Source organism: Psychrobacter phenylpyruvicus DSM 7000 = NBRC 102152, assembly GCF_000685805.1.
Classification (GTDB): Bacteria; Pseudomonadota; Gammaproteobacteria; order Pseudomonadales; family Moraxellaceae; genus Psychrobacter; species Psychrobacter phenylpyruvicus.
In genome coordinates, this window is sequence record NZ_JMKP01000003.1 from 106524 (window position 1) to 123235 (window position 16712).

Consider the following 16712-nt stretch of genomic DNA (forward strand, 5'->3'; position numbering starts at 1 on the left):
CGAGGCTAAACCGCTCCTTTGATGCAACGTTAGCTTATCATTGAAAAGTGATCTAATATAACTAGTCCACTAAGGCTAGGGTAGTCGGTAGGGTGCTACACTACACTGGCTACAATGCCAAAAACCCTCAATAGAGCGCAGAAATATTATCATTCTAAATCAATCTTTCTCAATTTTTATTAGTGTTATATCGGGGTATGATTCGTAATCGCCCTGCCAGTTCTTGTCTCCTGGAAGGACTTTTAATTCCCGCCAATACTTTACATTTAACTCTTCTCTTGTTCTTTTCCTAGAAATATAAGTTTGTGGGATACATTGGTTTTTATTACTAGATAAGAGTTGCTGTAAATTAGAACGATTAAAATCTACTTGATTTACTGTTGAAGCAACTTCTACAAGGATAATTAATGACATTAACGATGAGTAAGACTGCTCATAAGTAGGAGTTTGCCCCTTATGGATGAAGTTATTTCTTGCAGTCCTTGCATCACTCAATAGTATGTAAAGTTCTTCTTGTATGAAATCTTGTTGATAAAGTATTTCGATTTTATGTGCAGAATTCCATTGTTGAGATTCAAGGAATTTACGACGTTTAGGTATGTTTATAGATTTTGATTTCTGAACTACTGTCTTAGTCCAAATAAGTTCTAGTATTTGCTCTGCACTAATCCAAGCGTGAGCAAGAGCTTCACGTAATTGATATCTTCTATGATATGTAAACGCACTAATAAAAAGAGAAGGCGAAAGTATAGGTAATTTAGATAATATCTTATGTCCATAGTTGTATGCTGAAATCATTTTATCTGCTTGGATGATTTCAGGTTCGAGTAGTTTAATAGAAGCTAATGAACCTGCATCACATTCGCCTATGGCGCGGTGAAATTCGGAAGTGCTACTAAAAGTTCGAGAATGACGGTAATAACCTGTTAGGTTCATCATACCTTGAGAAATATCTAGGGGTGACACTGATTCCACATAAATACCACCGAGTAGAACTGATGCTAGAATTCGGTTAACTTCTTCGACTACCAAATTGTCATTTTTAAACTCTTCGATAAACGGTAATATTAAACTACCATCAAATCCAAAGCAGGCTGGCATTGGTTTTGGTAAATGTGCATTGAAAAATTTGCTGGCTCTATGAAATTTTACATAATCATATGATGATTGATTTATCTGTTCTAGGCTAGGCTCCCACTTATCAGACTCGTTACGTGATATTAATCTGAAAGGTTTAAAATTTGAAATTAGAATTGGTGTGCTAATTATTTCCATATATTACTCAGCTAAACTAGATAGAGTCGGAGATTGATTAACTCGTCTACAGTCTACAAATATCAATAAATTTTAATCCGCATCTACCAATTCATTTTGTGGCTTCCCTTGACTAAAATCCAAACTAATCTCAACACCTAGGTTAGCGTTAATATTAACGAGTGCATCTAAACTAAATTTGCTAATTTTTCCTTGCAATAAATCATTCAGCCGAGGTTGGGTAATACCACAATGTTTAGCAATTTCACTTTGAGTACCTGACATATGCTTGATCATATCAGTAAGATGGTGCATCAACTCAGCTCGCATCTTTAAGTTAGCGCTTTGAACTGGCGTATCACTTATAGCATCAAATACAGAAGTATATCTAGTCATCTTGTAATTCCTTTATAAGTTCTTTTAGCCTTGTTTTAGCAAGCATAATATCTGATTGGGGTGTCTTTTGAGTTTTCTTAGTAAAGGCGTGTAAAACATAGATAACATCAGCGAATTTAGCAGTATAGATGACTCGATAAATACCATTAGCATCTTTGAGTCGAATTTCGATGACACCACTGCCTATACTACGCATGGGTTTAAAATCATCTGGCATATCGCCTATTTGTACTTTATGAAGTTGATAGCCTGTATCTTGCTTTATGTTCTCAGGAAATGAACGGACTTCATCTAATGAAGTACCCAGAAACTCAATATCTTTCATAAAATCCCTTTTACTAATAAATAGATTATATCAGTATTGATATAAAATACTAGGACGTACTGAATTTATTTTGAATTTATACTTTTAATATTTATGTATATGGATTCGACTTTTTTGTAATCTTTTAAAATTATTATCCTAAAAAATCCTATTTAAACTATTAATATCGCTAAAACTAAACCTCTCCAGAATTAACATCCTCATGACTCGCTTCATGCAGAACCTGCTGATAAGCCTCGCGGAGCTCCTCTTTTTGCGAATCTGCAACTTTATGCACACTCATACAGCGCTCAAATACTTCCATCACATTTAAGTCTTGTAATGTCTCGGTACTGCTTGAGGAAGACAGCACCTTATTATAATTATTGGTGTTTTTTACCTTTAATGCCTTTAAATCAGTATCTTCAATTAACGCTTGAATATCTTCATTTAAGTGACTAACAATCTCATTACCATTATAAATAACTTCTAGCCATACGCTTTCATCCTTAGGTAGTGCCTTAATCGACTGTTGGATATGTGACATATCTCCCTTAATTTGCATTAACTTTTGAAACGTCGGTACAGGAACAGATACAACTCGCATCTGTTTACTTAAATCGTGATAAACCGTAGTTGGCGTTATAGTATTAGATAAGATTTCGTCACTATTATCACTATCTATATTGGCTAACTGGTTCGGTTTATTGTTATTTACATCATCTTCAACAGGTTCATCAGTTATATCAGCAAATAAATCGTCCATGAAAAGATCAGGTTGTGGTTGATGATTTGGATTGACCTTGTCTTCAAACGATAATTGAGAGGTTATATCCGATGTTTTATTAGTAGAGGCAGATAGAGAAGGGGTATCAGTGAAGGTTTTATCACTGGATGCATTTGTTGATTCGTTAATCGAGTCTCCAAACTCGACCAACAATACCTGTTTTTGCTGACTAGCTTCACCAAAACCCATTGCAATTGGTGAACCACTATAGCGGATATGCTCACAGCCTCCGACCCGTTGCGGTACGTGCAGATGACCTAGGGCGACATAATCAAAGTGGTCAGCAAACATATCGGCAGATATTTTACCCAATGAGCCAACGTATAAATTGCGTACGCCATCATCATCCGTAGTACGCCCACCCGAGGCAAATAAATGACCAGTGGCGATAATGGGTATGTGGCGCTTTAGTTGTTTTCTAATCTCGTTTTGTTTGGTTTTGGCAATATCAGCAACGCTATCATAATGCGTCTTAATACCAGCTACCACTTTGCTGTCTTTGTCTTCGCTAGACTCGCCAGCGCTACTACTACGCACATCTCGGTCACGAAGATAAGGTACCGCTGTGACAATACAATACGGATTGCCTTCATTGTCGCTTAAGGTCAACACTTCATCTTCTAGGTTTTCACACGCTGTACCTATAACATGCACATTTAGGAACTTAAGAACATTGCTTGGCGCATCCAAAAAAGTAGGGGAGTCGTGATTGCCTGAGACTATGACGATATGTTGACAATTGGAGTGAGAGACTCTACCCAGAAATTCATAGTACAGCGATTGTGCACGATTGCTTGGCGTCATGGTATCGAATATATCACCTGCAACGATAAGCACATCTACGTCATAGTGGCTGATCGTAGTCTCTAACCACTTTAAAAAAGCCTCAAATTCATCGTAGCGCATTTGTCCATACAGCCGACGGCCTAGATGCCAGTCGGAGGTATGCAGTACGGTTAAAGGCTTAATAGTAGGGTGTTTGCTAGAATTCGACATATAGACAAGTACTACACAATTTGGGTTGAAAAAACTGCTTATTGAATAGCAGAACTAGACACTGAATTATCATACCACAAATAATTTTAAGCAGGTTTATGACTGCTCAAATAACCAGACGTATCGTTATACAGAGGCGAATAATAAAGAGATAGAATTGAATAATAAAACTGGGTTATTGGGAGGTCGCAGCGTATTTAGTGTATGATGCCTAAGTGAAATATTATTAAATATGTTGAAATTTAAAGGTAAGCCTGTGTTTATAAAATCAAGTCAATATTTGCAGTGGGAAGAGGACGGTAGCGAGCACAAAGCCCGCTGGTTATCGCAAAGTAATCATGCGCCACCCAAGCGTATCGTTATAGTCGATGATACCACCACAGCCGATGAAGCCTTTCGTTTGGCCAATGCCGGAACTTCAATGCTATGGCGAGGCGACTTCCATAATGCCAAGCAATTAATCCAAGCACTGCAACGTCGTATCGACCAGGCTGAACAGCGTAAACTTGAAAAGGCGGCGAAAAAAGCAGCTAAAGCTTGTAAAGATAATCATAGTTCAAGCCTAAATCCAGAGTCTGAAGACCTGCCTCAACTATTTCATCAAAATCGCCTAGCTCAATCTCAGCGATCGCGTTTACTAGGACGTCTGCTACTTCAATTCGATGCCAATTATCAGCTTAATCTACGCCGAGCTCCTGAGGTAAGTCAGGCATGTGAGGCTGCTTTTGGTGAGCTGGATGAGTCTTGTGTTATGTCCTTTCGCGATCTACAAGGAGCACTAGGAGCCGCACAATGGCGTAAAAAAGGGGTGCCAGTTAAAGCTTTAGATATATCTATTCACCCTCATTACGGGGTGTTTGCGCCTACCCGTCAAGAATATGTACAACTGTTACTCGACGCGCCATTACCAGAGGTACATGATGTCGCTTATGACATTGGAACCGGAACTGGGTTGCTGTCTATTATTTTGGCTCAGCGTGGAGTCAAACAAATCATTGCTACTGATTTAAACCCTCGGGCACTAGACTGTGCCGATGACAACCTTGAGCGTTTGCGACTATCGGCGGTAGAGTTACAGCAAATAGATTTATACCCAAAACAGGCGCCACTAGCCGACCTAATTGTTTGTAATCCGCCGTGGTTACCTGCCAAACCCAGCTCGCCGTTAGAGTATGCGGTATATGATGCCAACAGTGCCATGCTTCGTGGCTTTTTAATGGGAGCAAAGCAGCATTTGACAGAGTCAGGAGAGGTTTGGTTAATACTGTCAGACTTAGCCGAGCATTTACAGCTACGTACTCGTGAGGATTTAATAGGCTGGATTGAAGAAGCTGGCTTGAAAGTCAAATATCGTCTGGATACTGATCCAACGCATGGCAAAAGCCAAGATGAGAGCGATCCATTATTTGTTGCGCGTAGTGCGGAGGTCACTTCACTTTGGTGTTTGTGGTAAACGTACTGGGCTATCAATAGCTTTATAGCTATCAAATACGCCCGTTTTTTTATCCAAACAGAGCAAAAAGTCAATGAACACGAGTAGTCCTCTATTCAATACAAGCATTCGCTCACTTGAGCGTTTAGGTGCAAAGCTATGAACCTTTGACAGCTAAAGAAGAACTACTGTTTGCTAAGCCTTGCTAAATCTGAAAGTTAACTAAAATAAGGATGTTATTATGTTAAACCAAATAACGGCACCAGATCATGTGATCGCCCTAGCACTCGAAGGCACTTTAACCGGCGAAGGATTGCAAGAATATCGCAAAATTCTTGAAAAAAAACTACAAGAGCATGATCAAATTGGTCTCTACATCGACGTTACAAAGCTGACTGACATGACCGCAAACTCGATAGTAGAGGGGACTAAAGCGGACATGGAACTATTTAGGCATATAAAACAGGTTAATAGATGTGCTTTTGTATCGGATAAAGAATGGCCAAAAGCTGCTATCTCTCTTGCTGATCGACTATTTCCTATGATAGAAATGAAAGTATTTCCCTCAAGTGAATCAGATGCCGCCCTAAGTTGGGCGGCCGAGAAGTCTGAGCTGTCTGTAGCAAAGAGCAGTGCTATTCGTTTCTTAGCTACCAATAAAGACAATGTACTTGCTTTTGAAGTAGACGGTGTGTTGTCTGCAAGTGAAATACCGAACATCATACAGAGAGTTGAAGCATTTCTTGAGGGTCAGGATAGCGTAAGACTACTTGCTAGAATGAAAAACTATAGTGGTTTTGAGCCCTCTATTGTAATGCATAGTGGCGGTTTGTTATCCATGAAAATCAATGCTATGAAAAAGGTAGAGCGTTACGCTATCGTTGGGGCACCTAACTGGATGAATAAACTCGTTGAAACAGTAAACCCATTATTCCCAAAAATGGATATGCAGACCTTTACCGATGATCAGGAAAGTGAAGCACTTGCATGGCTTGACGTTGAGCTGGTGGAATAGTCTCTATAGAACGATAAACCACATACTTACTTTTAATGACAGTTCTTCAAAAGCGGGGCTGCTCTATTTAGGCGTCGATTTGCCAGATATAACTTCAACGTATATAGGCTGAGTATATAATTCAAGGCTATTGATATCATGCACTACTTCACCGTTCCTACTCTTGTGAAAAGTGAAAGTTGCAAACTTCCCAATCTCATCATCTTGAAAACCTATTATTATATTAACGCTCTCTAAAGGGAAATCTATAAGCCATTTTTTCTTGAATTTGTTAGAAAATATGAGGGACTGGATGAACGGGTCTTGGTCTGTAAAATCTTCTATAAGAAACCTATTAGTCGAAACTTCATATCCCGAAAAATCAGTAAACTGTCTTTCAATCTCATGTTTTTCAATTGAACAGCGAGCATAGCTTGAAGGGAATATTTTTTCTAAAAAAATGCAGTCACCTATCGGTAAAAATCCTTCTTTTAAGATAAGCTCTAACTCCTTATCTAATGTACCTTCTCGTATTTCACTTTCGTTAATATCTAAAAATTCTTTCATCAGTATATTGGTATAAATCATAGCTTTGCCCTAAATGTCATATTAATCTAGTGTAGATACTATGAATCATATAAAAATCATAAGTAAATCTTTTTTGTACTTATTGATTTAAAGTAAGGATCGTAAGCTAAGGTAGAGCCACCTAAAATAGACTGTCATGTATGCTTAAATCTAATTGACTGGCAGCTCATAAGCATAAATTCATCGACTAAGTGACGGTTGTTTTGAAACATGAGCCGGATGTGTGGCTAACTTCGTTTCAAGCTCATCTCGCACACCTTGAAGTAACATACTATCGTTGTTTATATCAGAAATTTCATCTTCATCTAACTCACCAGATTCTACAGCTTTCTTCCAAGTTTCAAGCCTAAAGTCAATGGCTTGTAAGACAAATCGGGCATGTTTCAAAGGTAGGCTTAACTCTATTCCGGTCATTTTGAATCCAGTTTCAAAAGGGTATTCATCCTATAAAGTAGCAATAAAAAAGGGGTTTATCTATGATAGATAAAACCCTTTGGCTTAAATTACAGAGGTTGATTCCAAAACCTTAAACCATGTTCAGCGCATGCGCCTGTTGGTCAGTATCCACAATATGATCGCCAAACCAGGCCAGCTCATCATGCAACTGAGCCACTGCACCGACAATTAATAAAGCAGGGGTCGGTAGCGGATTTGCCTCATGTTTGGCTACTATGTCTGCTAAAGTACCAGTCATGACTTGCTGCGTCGGTAAACTGGCCTGAGAGATGATCGCAATCGGCGTATTAGGATCTCGTCCCGCATCCATCAGACCCTTGGTCAATCGCTCAATTGAATGCAGTCCCATATAGAACACCACCGTTTCCTCAGGATTGGTCAAAGCAGCAAAGCCGGTATTGGGCTCACCTGACTTCAAAAATCCAGTCACAAAGCGTACCGATTGAGCATGGTCACGGTGGGTTAATGGAATGCCAGTATAACAAGAGGCGGCACCAGCGGCAGTAATGCCAGGAACCACTTGATACGGAATACCAGCAGCACGTAGCGCCTGTATCTCTTCACCGCCACGACCGAACACAAAAGGATCACCACCTTTAAGGCGCACCACACGCTTACCGGACTTGGCAGCGTCGATCATCATTTGGTTAATACCTTGTTGCGCTACGGCATGGTTACTGCGTTTTTTACCGACGAATACTTTATCAGCATCACGGCGACACAGATCAAGCACCGCATCAGACACTAGAGCATCGTGGTACACAATGTCAGCCTGTTGCATCAAGCGTAAGGCCTTAAAGGTTAATAGCTCAGGGTCACCAGGACCGGCACCAACAATATACACTTCACCAATATTGGTCTGGTTGTCTAAATCAGTATCAGAGCCATCATTGGCTTTTAGGTTTACTAATCGCCTATACGTGGATTCTAGGTCTTGTTTTAATGTTTGTTCGGCATCGGCTTCACGTCCAGCAAACATTAGTTGGCTAACTTTCCCTTCGAACGCTTTTTCCCAAAATTGACGTCTGCCAGTTAAGGTAGGTATTTTTGACTTAACCTCATTCCGCATATCACCAGCCAGCTTGGCCAGTTTGCCATAACCTTGTGGGATTAAAGTCTCTAAACGAGCACGGGTTAGACGAGCAAGCACCGGTGCTTTGCCATTGGAGGAGATGCCAATAATAATTGGGTTTCTATCGACAATAGCAGGGAAGATAAAGTCACATAGTGGCGGGGTATCGACCACATTGACAGGAATATTCTGCGCTTGGCAATCAGCATGGACTTGATGGTTTAACGCTTCATCATCAGTACCGGCAATAACGATACGTATACCCGTTAAATATTTTTTATCATATTGTTCAGCTATTAAATTGTGTTTGTCATCTGCTAGTAGCTGTTCTATTTCTTCACTAATTTGTGGTGCTAAAACAGTAATATGCGCACCAGCACGCGATAGTAAATCTGCCTTACGCTGTGCCACTTCACCACCACCGACAATGAGTACGGGCTGGTTGTCTAGTTTAAAAAATAAGGGAAAGGTGTTCATAACTCATAAATTACCATTAAAATATGCTGTCATTATGTCGTAATCGCATATAACAAACATCAAAGTAATTGATATTACTTAATTCTTATTTTTCATAAAGGCTTTATTTTTATTTGATGCTTGTTTAACAATTGTTTAATAGTTGCTTGACAGTTATGAGGTAGCAATTGGCTAGCTATTTGGTTTTAAGCTGTATAAAACGTCGGATAATGGCTATTCTAATCTCAGTTAAGCTTTATTTTAGTTCTCGCTATCCTATATAGATAAAGGGATTTGAGGTAGGTATATACATGATATATAATAGGTATATATCAACTATATACGAAGGTTTGGTTATGCCTTAATCTATTGGTATATATGGCTTTAGCAAAAAAGAGACTAACAAAACAACAAAGTGTTAAACAAAAAACGCGAATTAGAAGTGTAAGGTAATAAAATATGGGCAAAGATAAATTATTTACCGCCAAAGTGGAAGAAAACCTATTAAGTTCATTCAAGCATGCGTGTGCCAATCAAGACACGACAGCTTCGCAAGCGGTAAGAGCTTTTATGCGAGAGTATACCCGTAAATATGGTCAAGCTGACTTGTTTGGGCCTGCGCCTAAACGGGGTAGAAGGTAATAGGCAGAAATAGTCTTGATTAATAAAATCAACTAAACCAAAAAAACACCGCCTAATAAAAGCTAGGCGGTGTTTTTTATTTTAAAGTTATTGAAGCTTAAAAGCTAATAATTAATTAATAAAACTTACAGCTGAGTATGCAGACCGCACTCACGGTTTTCTTCCACTTTAGTAGGGTCGAAGTAATCAAACTCGTTAGGTAGGTTGTTTTCTTCTAAATAAGCGTCTAAATCTTTATCGTTTTTGTAGAACAAAGGCGCTACTTTCAACACACCGTCTTTTGACTGGCTTAGTACATCAAGACCTTGACGAAATTCAGTCTGATCTTTACGGATAGCGTTAAACCATACGTCTGGCTTTAACTCGCTAAGCGCACGTCTAAATGGCTCAAGTTTAACCTGTTCTGTGAACTCTTCGTGTAGTGGGTTATTAACACTTGGGATGCCATTCATGGTTGCGTCACGATGAGCGCTGGTTTGCTTAGGAATATAAGTCACTACGTTTAGATTTAAGTCTTTGATAAGCTTATTAGCGAAGTCATAAGTGGCACGGGTGTTATATCCTGAGTCTACCCACAATACTGTGATGTCCGGCTTTTGCTTGGCCACTAAATGCAAAATAGCTGACTCATATGGGCGGAAGTTAGTAGTGATGATTGGGTTTTCGGCTTTGGCCAATGCCCACTCAACGATTTGCTCAGGGGTTTTGCCGTGAAGCTCTTGGTTGGCTTGATCGATATTGATTTCGATTGTCATGCTTTATTCCTTAAAAGTTTGATGAAAATAATCTAAAACACAAAGGTTCTAAAAATTGAATAATTAAGTTTGTTTATCTAAACCACTATGCTTGTTTTCTAAACATTGGTAATTGACTGGCCACGTTGCCATCATAAGAGGAGGGCAGCACCGAGAAAGCAGCTTGAATATCATCTGTTAGATCTTCGGTAGCAATCACAAAGCTATCAACACCAGCGCGCTGTAGATACACAATCTGATCTCGGCCAAAGTGACCAGTGATGCGAATTTCGCCCGTAAAGCCTTTTTGACGTAAGTGACGTGCTTGGCTAAAGCTACGACCATCAGCAAATCCAGGTTGATATAGCACGATAAGATCTAAAGCATTTAATAAAGGGCGATCGCTGTCTTGGCAAGCCGCCAAAAGCTCATCTAATTGCTCAGTTGAGATGCTGGTGTCAGCCCATAACCCCACTCGACTGGTGTAATTGGCAATTAAAGCCAATACCTCAGACAATAAGCCTTGCGGTGATAAAATATCAGCCAGTGGTAAGATGACATCTAAGCGCTCTGACTTATGTAGTAGCTCGCTTAAACGGATAGTCTTTGAGGCAATACCATCTGGTAATTCAGAGGTAAATAGGGCGTACCAGCTGTCCTCAGCGGTAATGTCCTTCGCTTGAGCGTCTAAAATGCTGTGATTACCCATATACGGCCTCCTTAAATGGTTTGATGCCCACACGTTGTACGAAGTCAGCGAACGGCTCTGGGGTATCACCTTCGACATGACGCTGCTGGGTATAGACGTCCAATACCTTTTGTAGGGTTGGCGCTACTTCCTCTGTGGCCACTGAGCGGCCTAAGATATTGCCCAAACGAGTATCTGATTTTGAGCTACCACCCAAGCTGATTTGATACCAGTGTTCGCCTTTTTTATCGACACCTAAGATACCGATATCACCCACATGGTGGTGCGCACAGGCATTCATACAGCCAGACATATTGAGTTGAATGTCGCCCAGATCATACAGATAGTCTATGTCATCGAAGTGCTTTTCAATTTGCTCAGCGATGTTAAAAGTGGTGGCATTAGCTAGCGCACATAAGTCAAAGCCTGGGCAGACGATCATATCGGTTAAGGTACCGATGTTTGGACGAGCCAGATTGATTTCAGTTAAGGCTTCCCATAAGGCATACAAATCAGTTTGTTTTACATCGGCGAAAACTAAGTTTTGTTGATGGGTTCCACGAATTTCACCGAAGCTGTACTGATCAGCTAGGTCAGCTAGGCGATCTAATTGCTCATGAGTCACGTCACCGGCAGGCACGTATTTGCCATCGACCAAACCAGCCTTTAAGGAGACCACAACTGCCCGGTAGCCGGCCACTTTGTGTGGCACAGTATTGCGTGCATACCAATCAGCGAAAGCTTTATTTTCAAACTGTTTGCTTAACTGAGATTTGCTGGCTAGCTCATCAATTGTTTCGTAATCAAACTCTGGGAAATAGCTTTTTGCAGTCTCAAAATTATCTTCGGTCAAGGTTAGTTCGCCATCTTTGGTGAACGTTTCCCACTCTTTTTCGACCAGCTTAGTAAACTCTCTAGCCCCCATGCTCTCAACTAAGATCTTGATGCGCGCTTTGTATTTGTTATCTCGGCGACCATGCAAGTTATAGACACGCAAGATGGCATCTAGATAGCTTAGTAGGTGCTGACGTGGTAGAAATTCACGAATGGTTTTACCAATGATCGGTGTACGGCCAAGACCACCGCCAACGATGACTTCAAAGCCAATTTCACCTTCGTCATTTTTTAGCAGATGCAGGCCAATATCATGCACTTGAGTAGCTGCACGGTCTTCAGGACTGCCTATCACTGCAATTTTGAATTTACGAGGTAAGAAGGCAAACTCAGGGTGGAAAGTTGACCACTGCCGGATAATTTCACAATAAGGGCGGGGGTCTTCAATCTCATTGGCATTAACACCAGCATATGGGTCGGTAGTGGTATTACGGATACAGTTACCTGAGGTTTGGATGGCATGCATCTGAACTGAGGCCAGTTCTGCTAGGATATCAGGCACTTCTTCAAGTTTAGGCCAGTTTAACTGTAGGTTGGTACGGGTAGTGAAGTGACCAAAACCGCGGTCATATTTGCGGGTAATTTCAGCCAGCTTACGCACTTGATAGCTTGCCAATAATCCATAAGGCACAGCGATACGTAGCATAGGCGCATGGCGCTGAATATACAGGCCGTTTTGTAGGCGCAGCGGCAAATATTGCTCTTCAGGTAGCTCTCCAGCTAAGAAGCGGCGGGTCTGATCGCGAAACTGCTCGACCCGCTCGTCAACCATGGCTTGGTCGGCATGAGTGTACTTATACATAGTTAATATGCCCTTAGGTAACAAAAAATCATGTAGCTATACTAACCATGCCCCAAGTTTTTTATAAATTCATATCTGTCATATCTATATCCAAACACAGCATAGATAAGAATAAGTAAATTTCGTTAGTCTACAGTCATCACATTTACAAAGGGATGTAAGGGTTTGATTTCGACCTAATTTTTCGCATCCACCTAGCTGTATATTCAACTAACTAGATATTCAACCAACTGGAATCAAAACAACTGGATTTAAATATGACTGAGCAAAAGATTGTAAAACGCCTTGGCAAGACCAGCATTGTACCGCCACATGGTAGCGAAGAGCTTAAGCCTTTATTACTGGAAGGTGAGGAGTTAACTCAAGCCTTAGCAAATGCCAAAGATTTACCACAAATTACCCTAAGCTCACGCGAGCGTGGCGATTTAATTATGCTAGGTATTGGCGGCTTTACTCCACTTGATGGCTTTATGAATCAAGCGGATTGGCAAGGTGTGGTCGATGAGATGACCCTGAAAACCGGTGATAATAAAGGGTTATTCTGGCCCATTCCCATCACCTTATCGACCAGCAAAGAGCAGGCCGATACCTTAGCACCGGGTGATGAGGTGGCATTGGTCGCTGAAGATGGCGAGATTATGGGGGTGATCACTGTTGAAGAAACCTATACCATTGATAAGGCTCATGAATGTCAGCAAGTATTTACCACTACTGATGAAGAGCATCCTGGTGTAAAACAAGTCATGGAGCAGGGAGAAGTTAACGTTGCCGGTAGCGTTAAAGTATTCAGCCAAGGTGAGTTCCCAACGTTATATCCTGAGATTTACAAGACACCTGCTGAGACTCGTGCCTTATTTGAAGAAAAAAACTGGCAAACAGTGGCTGCGTTCCAGACCCGTAACCCGATGCACCGTTCACACGAATATTTAGCGAAGATTGCTATCGAAATCTGTGATGGAGTAATGATTCATTCGTTATTGGGTGCGTTGAAGCCAGGTGATATCCCTGCCGAAGTGCGTCAAGAAGCGATCAAAACTTTAATTGATAACTACTTCAAAAAAGACACCGTAATCCAGGCCGGTTATCCGCTAGATATGCGTTATGCCGGTCCTCGTGAAGCATTATTGCATGCGTTATTCCGTCAAAACTATGGCTGTAGCCATCTGATTGTCGGCCGAGATCATGCCGGTGTGGGTGATTATTATGGTCCATTTGATGCGCAAGCTATCTTCGATGAGATTGACAAGGATGCTATGTTAACTCAGCCGTTGAAGATAGACTGGACCTTCTGGTGTAATGGCTGTCAGGCAATGGCTTCAACCAAGACTTGCCCGCATGATGCAGATCAACACGTAAAAGTTTCAGGTACTAAGCTACGCAAAGCGTTGTCAGAGGATCAAGAAGTACCTGAGAACTTCAGTCGCCCAGAAGTATTACAGATTTTACGTGAATACTATGCAGGTATCGCCAAAGAAGAGCGTGCTGAAGTGCACTTAGTAGGGGCTTCTGCGCAATAAGAGGTCAAGTTATTAGGTCTTCAAAAGCCAGCTCATGCTGGCTTTTTTAATTTATGTTGCTTTTTATCATGCTATTATCAATCTAGATTTAGTAAACAATTATCGAACATAACTACTCTGAAAGTTATAATCAATAAAAGTATAATATTAAATTGTTTTTAGCCATTGATTAGCGTACTAAGTACTATAATAAATCTCAGTACCGAAATAAACGACAGCGAGTTTTATATGTGGAATAAGGTAGCAGCCATAAGCAGTGCTCTATTACTAAGTAGCTTAGCGACTGCAGCTGATCCTAGGATTGAGGCCAGTAAAGCGAATTTATATGTGGGTAAGTCGGTAATGGCTTGTGGCACGCTGGCTGAGATTAATCATTTGCCCAACCGTCACTATATGAATTTTGATAGAAAGTATCCAAATCAGTCGTTAACTGCTTTGATATGGAATAAAGACTACCGTTGGTTTGAAAATCGCTACGGTAAAATTGATAACTATGTGGGTAGCCGCTTTTGTGTCATTGGCAAAGTGGCACAGAACCAAAACTATTTACAAATTAACGTGACCAACCCGCAGTTTTTAAAATTAATGGCCGACTAAATTTATTGACATTGCTTTTATCTTATACCGTTGTAGTAAAACCAGCTCAGGCTGGTTTTTTTATGGTCAGTTAAATAATAGTCTGTTAAAAGCTATTTAGTTAAATGCAGGCAGTTAAAAGCTGAGTCAAGGCAACATTCTGAAACTAAAATATTATTTAGGCTTAGGTATACTCATAAAATGATCCTGTTAAATAATCAAGGATGATAGTTAATGCTACTAGATTTGCTCTTTGCGCTTCATTTACTCACTTGGCTTGCGGTATCGCTTCGGGTGCTTTCCCGTCACGATTTAACCGCGCAAGCACGATTGGCGTGGTTGGTCGTGCTATTCATACTGCCATACGGCGGGGTAGTGGTGTATTGGATGTTCGGCGAGGTACATTTAGGCTTTAACTTTGAGCACCGTTATAACAAGATTACTCAGCAGCTAAACAGCAACTTTCCGGCAGTACTGGGCAATAAAGACACCATGACTAAGGTCATTGATCAAGAGTACCAGCCAGCCTTTGCTTATTCAGCTTCAGTAAATGGCTTTCACACCACTTTGGGCAATAAAGCAGAGCTTATGCCAGACCCTAAGACCACGGAAGAGCGAATGATAGCAGACTTCGATGCTGCTACCGATCACATCCACGTCATGTACTATATATGGTTGGACGATGGGATGGGAACTGCTATTGCTGAGGCGTTAATGCGCGCTGCCAAACGCGGAGTGCAGTGCCGAGCTATGGTGGATGGTATGGGCTCTCGCAAACTGCTGAGATCGCCCCTATGGGAGCGGATGAAGCAATCGGGAGTAGAGGTGAGTGTGGCGCTACCCATCGACAACATCTTTAAGATATTGATGTTTAGCCGCATTGATTTACGCAATCACCGTAAGATTACTATTATTGATGGCAAAATTGGTTATGTGGGCAGCCGCAACAGCGCTGATCCTGAATTTCGGGTGAAGCCAAAGTACGCCCCTTGGGTCGATATCATGCTAAGGGTGCAAGGTCCTATCGTGGCCCAAAACCAAATGCTGTTTGCCAGTGACTGGCTTATGGAAAATCCTGATACCCCGTTTGATAGCTTTCCGTTCATACTAGAGTCACAAGCAGACGGTTATCCTGCACAAGTATTCGCTGATGGACCTACCCAGCGTCAGGGTACCACACCGCAGTTTTTGAGTACGTTGATGGGGCATGCCAAACGGTCATTGGTTATCTCGACCCCGTACTTTGTGCCAGATTTTACCTTGATTAATATGATCTGTGCCACTGCTTATCGAGGCGTCGATGTAACCATCATTTTCCCACAAAAAAACGATTCTTTTATCGTTGCCGCCACCAGTCATAGCTACTATTGGCAACTGCTTGAGGCGGGGGTGAAGATTTATGAATATAAACCTGGTCTACTACATGCCAAAACATTGACCATTGACGATCAGATTAGCTTGGTCGGTTCGACCAACTTAGATTTGCGTAGTTTCGACTTAAACTACGAAAACAACGTCATTTTCTATGACAAAGCATTGACCGAAGAAATTATTATCCGTCAGAATTCTTATATTGCTGATTCAGTCGAGGTCACCCGCTCTGAGGTGAGGAAATGGCCGATTTATTACCGTATTTGGATCAATGTTGTGGCTACTATGGGCCCCCTTTTATAGGCTAGATTTGCAACGCACCCACAAGACAAGGACAAAAGTATGAATTCAGAATCTGCAGTTAAGCTCACCATCATGGGGATAATCACCGCTGTGATATTGATAGTTGTAATAATGGCCGGCTATCCCTTTTATAAAGTCTGGTCACAAGAGATGCGGGGTAAAGCGGCTTTGGCTGAAGCTACCCAGTCGAAGATGATACAAATTGAACAGGCTCGAGCAGAATTAGAGTCGGCACAATTAAGAGCTGAAGCAATTAGAATCATTGGTAAAACCGCCAAGGAATATCCTGAATACCGTGAGCAAGAGTTCATTGGTGCTTTCGGTGAGGCGCTACGCGAGGGCAAAATTGATCAGATTATCTATGTACCGACTGAGGCTAACTTGCCGGTACTTGAGGCCGGCAAGCGTCAGCCTGTGGTTGAGACGGCTGAATGATAAAACCGAATGATC

The 16712-nt window shown here is 41.2% G+C and carries 17 protein-coding genes; 7 read left to right on the plus strand and 10 right to left on the minus strand.

Going from position 1 to position 16712, the window contains the following annotated elements; all coding sequences use genetic code 11:
* Nucleotides 1-159: 159 nt before the first annotated feature.
* From G561_RS0101940 to G561_RS0101955, 4 genes are all read right to left on the minus strand, one after another.
* The gene (locus G561_RS0101940; protein WP_028858052.1) at nucleotides 160-1275 is read right to left on the minus strand and encodes a hypothetical protein; all 1116 of its coding nucleotides are present in this window, start codon (nucleotides 1273-1275) and stop codon (nucleotides 160-162) included.
* Nucleotides 1276-1347: 72 nt separating this feature from the next.
* Nucleotides 1348-1650 (minus strand): helix-turn-helix domain-containing protein, encoded by a 303-nt coding sequence (locus tag G561_RS0101945; protein ID WP_028858053.1) that lies wholly within the window; start codon nucleotides 1648-1650, stop codon nucleotides 1348-1350.
* A complete protein-coding gene (locus G561_RS0101950; RefSeq protein ID WP_028858054.1) occupies nucleotides 1643-1975 on the minus strand; it encodes a type II toxin-antitoxin system RelE/ParE family toxin in 333 nt (110 codons plus the stop codon). The genes G561_RS0101945 and G561_RS0101950 overlap by 8 nt, the downstream gene beginning before the upstream one ends.
* A 175-nt stretch (nucleotides 1976-2150) precedes the next feature.
* Entirely contained in the window at nucleotides 2151-3737 is a 1587-nt protein-coding gene (locus G561_RS0101955; protein ID WP_028858055.1) for an exonuclease SbcCD subunit D C-terminal domain-containing protein, read from the minus strand.
* Between the two features lie 232 nt (nucleotides 3738-3969).
* Here G561_RS0101955 and G561_RS0101960 point away from each other — a divergent pair, with 232 nt between their 5' ends.
* On the plus strand, nucleotides 3970-5190 hold the full coding sequence (locus G561_RS0101960) for a methyltransferase (RefSeq protein WP_051584318.1): 1221 nt from the start codon (nucleotides 3970-3972) through the stop codon (nucleotides 5188-5190).
* 220 nt (nucleotides 5191-5410) lie between these two features.
* Nucleotides 5411-6184 carry a SpoIIAA family protein gene (locus G561_RS0101965; protein ID WP_028858057.1) on the plus strand — a complete coding sequence of 258 codons (774 nt, stop codon included), beginning with the start codon at nucleotides 5411-5413 and terminating at the stop codon, nucleotides 6182-6184.
* Between the two features lie 63 nt (nucleotides 6185-6247).
* Here G561_RS0101965 and G561_RS0101970 read toward each other — a convergent pair whose 3' ends face one another.
* The 3 genes from G561_RS0101970 to cysG all read right to left on the minus strand — a co-directional run bounded on the left by G561_RS0101970 (nucleotide 6248) and on the right by cysG (nucleotide 8756).
* Nucleotides 6248-6751 carry a hypothetical protein gene (locus tag G561_RS0101970; RefSeq protein ID WP_028858058.1) on the minus strand — a complete coding sequence of 168 codons (504 nt, stop codon included), beginning with the start codon at nucleotides 6749-6751 and terminating at the stop codon, nucleotides 6248-6250.
* 180 nt (nucleotides 6752-6931) lie between these two features.
* Nucleotides 6932-7165: a hypothetical protein gene (locus G561_RS0101975; RefSeq protein WP_028858059.1), complete on the minus strand. Its 234-nt coding sequence runs from the start codon at nucleotides 7163-7165 to the stop codon at nucleotides 6932-6934.
* Between the two features lie 112 nt (nucleotides 7166-7277).
* Entirely contained in the window at nucleotides 7278-8756 is a 1479-nt protein-coding gene (cysG, locus tag G561_RS0101980; RefSeq protein WP_028858060.1) for a siroheme synthase CysG, read from the minus strand.
* Between the two features lie 438 nt (nucleotides 8757-9194).
* Here cysG and G561_RS0101985 point away from each other — a divergent pair, with 438 nt between their 5' ends.
* Nucleotides 9195-9377, plus strand: a complete 183-nt coding sequence (locus G561_RS0101985; protein WP_028858061.1) for a hypothetical protein — start codon at nucleotides 9195-9197, stop codon at nucleotides 9375-9377.
* 125 nt (nucleotides 9378-9502) lie between these two features.
* Here G561_RS0101985 and G561_RS0101990 read toward each other — a convergent pair whose 3' ends face one another.
* The 3 genes from G561_RS0101990 to G561_RS0102000 all read right to left on the minus strand — a co-directional run bounded on the left by G561_RS0101990 (nucleotide 9503) and on the right by G561_RS0102000 (nucleotide 12495).
* Nucleotides 9503-10132 (minus strand): phosphoadenosine phosphosulfate reductase domain-containing protein, encoded by a 630-nt coding sequence (locus G561_RS0101990; protein ID WP_037031485.1) that lies wholly within the window; start codon nucleotides 10130-10132, stop codon nucleotides 9503-9505.
* Nucleotides 10133-10217: 85 nt separating this feature from the next.
* Nucleotides 10218-10820 carry a DUF934 domain-containing protein gene (locus G561_RS0101995; RefSeq protein WP_028858063.1) on the minus strand — a complete coding sequence of 201 codons (603 nt, stop codon included), beginning with the start codon at nucleotides 10818-10820 and terminating at the stop codon, nucleotides 10218-10220.
* Nucleotides 10813-12495: a nitrite/sulfite reductase gene (locus G561_RS0102000; protein ID WP_028858064.1), complete on the minus strand. Its 1683-nt coding sequence runs from the start codon at nucleotides 12493-12495 to the stop codon at nucleotides 10813-10815. Before G561_RS0102000 ends, G561_RS0101995 begins: the two co-directional genes overlap by 8 nt.
* Nucleotides 12496-12752: 257 nt before the next feature.
* Between G561_RS0102000 and sat the strand changes: the two genes are divergently transcribed.
* From sat to G561_RS0102020, 4 genes are all read left to right on the plus strand, one after another.
* The gene (gene sat, locus G561_RS0102005; protein WP_028858065.1) at nucleotides 12753-14012 is read left to right on the plus strand and encodes a sulfate adenylyltransferase; all 1260 of its coding nucleotides are present in this window, start codon (nucleotides 12753-12755) and stop codon (nucleotides 14010-14012) included.
* A 228-nt stretch (nucleotides 14013-14240) separates the two neighbouring features.
* Entirely contained in the window at nucleotides 14241-14609 is a 369-nt protein-coding gene (locus G561_RS0102010) for a hypothetical protein (RefSeq protein WP_028858066.1), read from the plus strand.
* A gap of 213 nt (nucleotides 14610-14822) precedes the next feature.
* Entirely contained in the window at nucleotides 14823-16262 is a 1440-nt protein-coding gene (gene cls, locus G561_RS0102015) for a cardiolipin synthase (protein WP_028858067.1), read from the plus strand.
* A gap of 72 nt (nucleotides 16263-16334) precedes the next feature.
* Entirely contained in the window at nucleotides 16335-16697 is a 363-nt protein-coding gene (locus G561_RS0102020; RefSeq protein ID WP_373277675.1) for a hypothetical protein, read from the plus strand.
* The last annotated feature ends 15 nt before the right edge of the window (nucleotides 16698-16712 follow it).

Excerpts from the sequence above, each read along its gene's own strand:
- G561_RS0101940 (WP_028858052.1), bottom strand. The coding sequence starts at position 1,275 with ATGGAAATAATTAGCACACCAATTCTAATTTCAAATTTTAAACCTTTC.
- G561_RS0101945 (WP_028858053.1), bottom strand. The coding sequence starts at position 1,650 with ATGACTAGATATACTTCTGTATTTGATGCTATAAGTGATACGCCAGTT.
- G561_RS0101950 (WP_028858054.1), bottom strand. The coding sequence starts at position 1,975 with ATGAAAGATATTGAGTTTCTGGGTACTTCATTAGATGAAGTCCGTTCA.
- G561_RS0101955 (WP_028858055.1), bottom strand. The coding sequence starts at position 3,737 with ATGTCGAATTCTAGCAAACACCCTACTATTAAGCCTTTAACCGTACTG.
- G561_RS0101960 (WP_051584318.1), top strand. The coding sequence starts at position 3,970 with ATGTTGAAATTTAAAGGTAAGCCTGTGTTTATAAAATCAAGTCAATAT.
- G561_RS0101965 (WP_028858057.1), top strand. The coding sequence starts at position 5,411 with ATGTTAAACCAAATAACGGCACCAGATCATGTGATCGCCCTAGCACTC.
- G561_RS0101970 (WP_028858058.1), bottom strand. The coding sequence starts at position 6,751 with ATGATTTATACCAATATACTGATGAAAGAATTTTTAGATATTAACGAA.
- G561_RS0101975 (WP_028858059.1), bottom strand. The coding sequence starts at position 7,165 with ATGACCGGAATAGAGTTAAGCCTACCTTTGAAACATGCCCGATTTGTC.
- cysG (WP_028858060.1), bottom strand. The coding sequence starts at position 8,756 with ATGAACACCTTTCCCTTATTTTTTAAACTAGACAACCAGCCCGTACTC.
- G561_RS0101985 (WP_028858061.1), top strand. The coding sequence starts at position 9,195 with ATGGGCAAAGATAAATTATTTACCGCCAAAGTGGAAGAAAACCTATTA.
- G561_RS0101990 (WP_037031485.1), bottom strand. The coding sequence starts at position 10,132 with ATGACAATCGAAATCAATATCGATCAAGCCAACCAAGAGCTTCACGGC.
- G561_RS0101995 (WP_028858063.1), bottom strand. The coding sequence starts at position 10,820 with ATGGGTAATCACAGCATTTTAGACGCTCAAGCGAAGGACATTACCGCT.
- G561_RS0102000 (WP_028858064.1), bottom strand. The coding sequence starts at position 12,495 with ATGTATAAGTACACTCATGCCGACCAAGCCATGGTTGACGAGCGGGTC.
- sat (WP_028858065.1), top strand. The coding sequence starts at position 12,753 with ATGACTGAGCAAAAGATTGTAAAACGCCTTGGCAAGACCAGCATTGTA.
- G561_RS0102010 (WP_028858066.1), top strand. The coding sequence starts at position 14,241 with ATGTGGAATAAGGTAGCAGCCATAAGCAGTGCTCTATTACTAAGTAGC.
- cls (WP_028858067.1), top strand. The coding sequence starts at position 14,823 with ATGCTACTAGATTTGCTCTTTGCGCTTCATTTACTCACTTGGCTTGCG.
- G561_RS0102020 (WP_373277675.1), top strand. The coding sequence starts at position 16,335 with ATGGGGATAATCACCGCTGTGATATTGATAGTTGTAATAATGGCCGGC.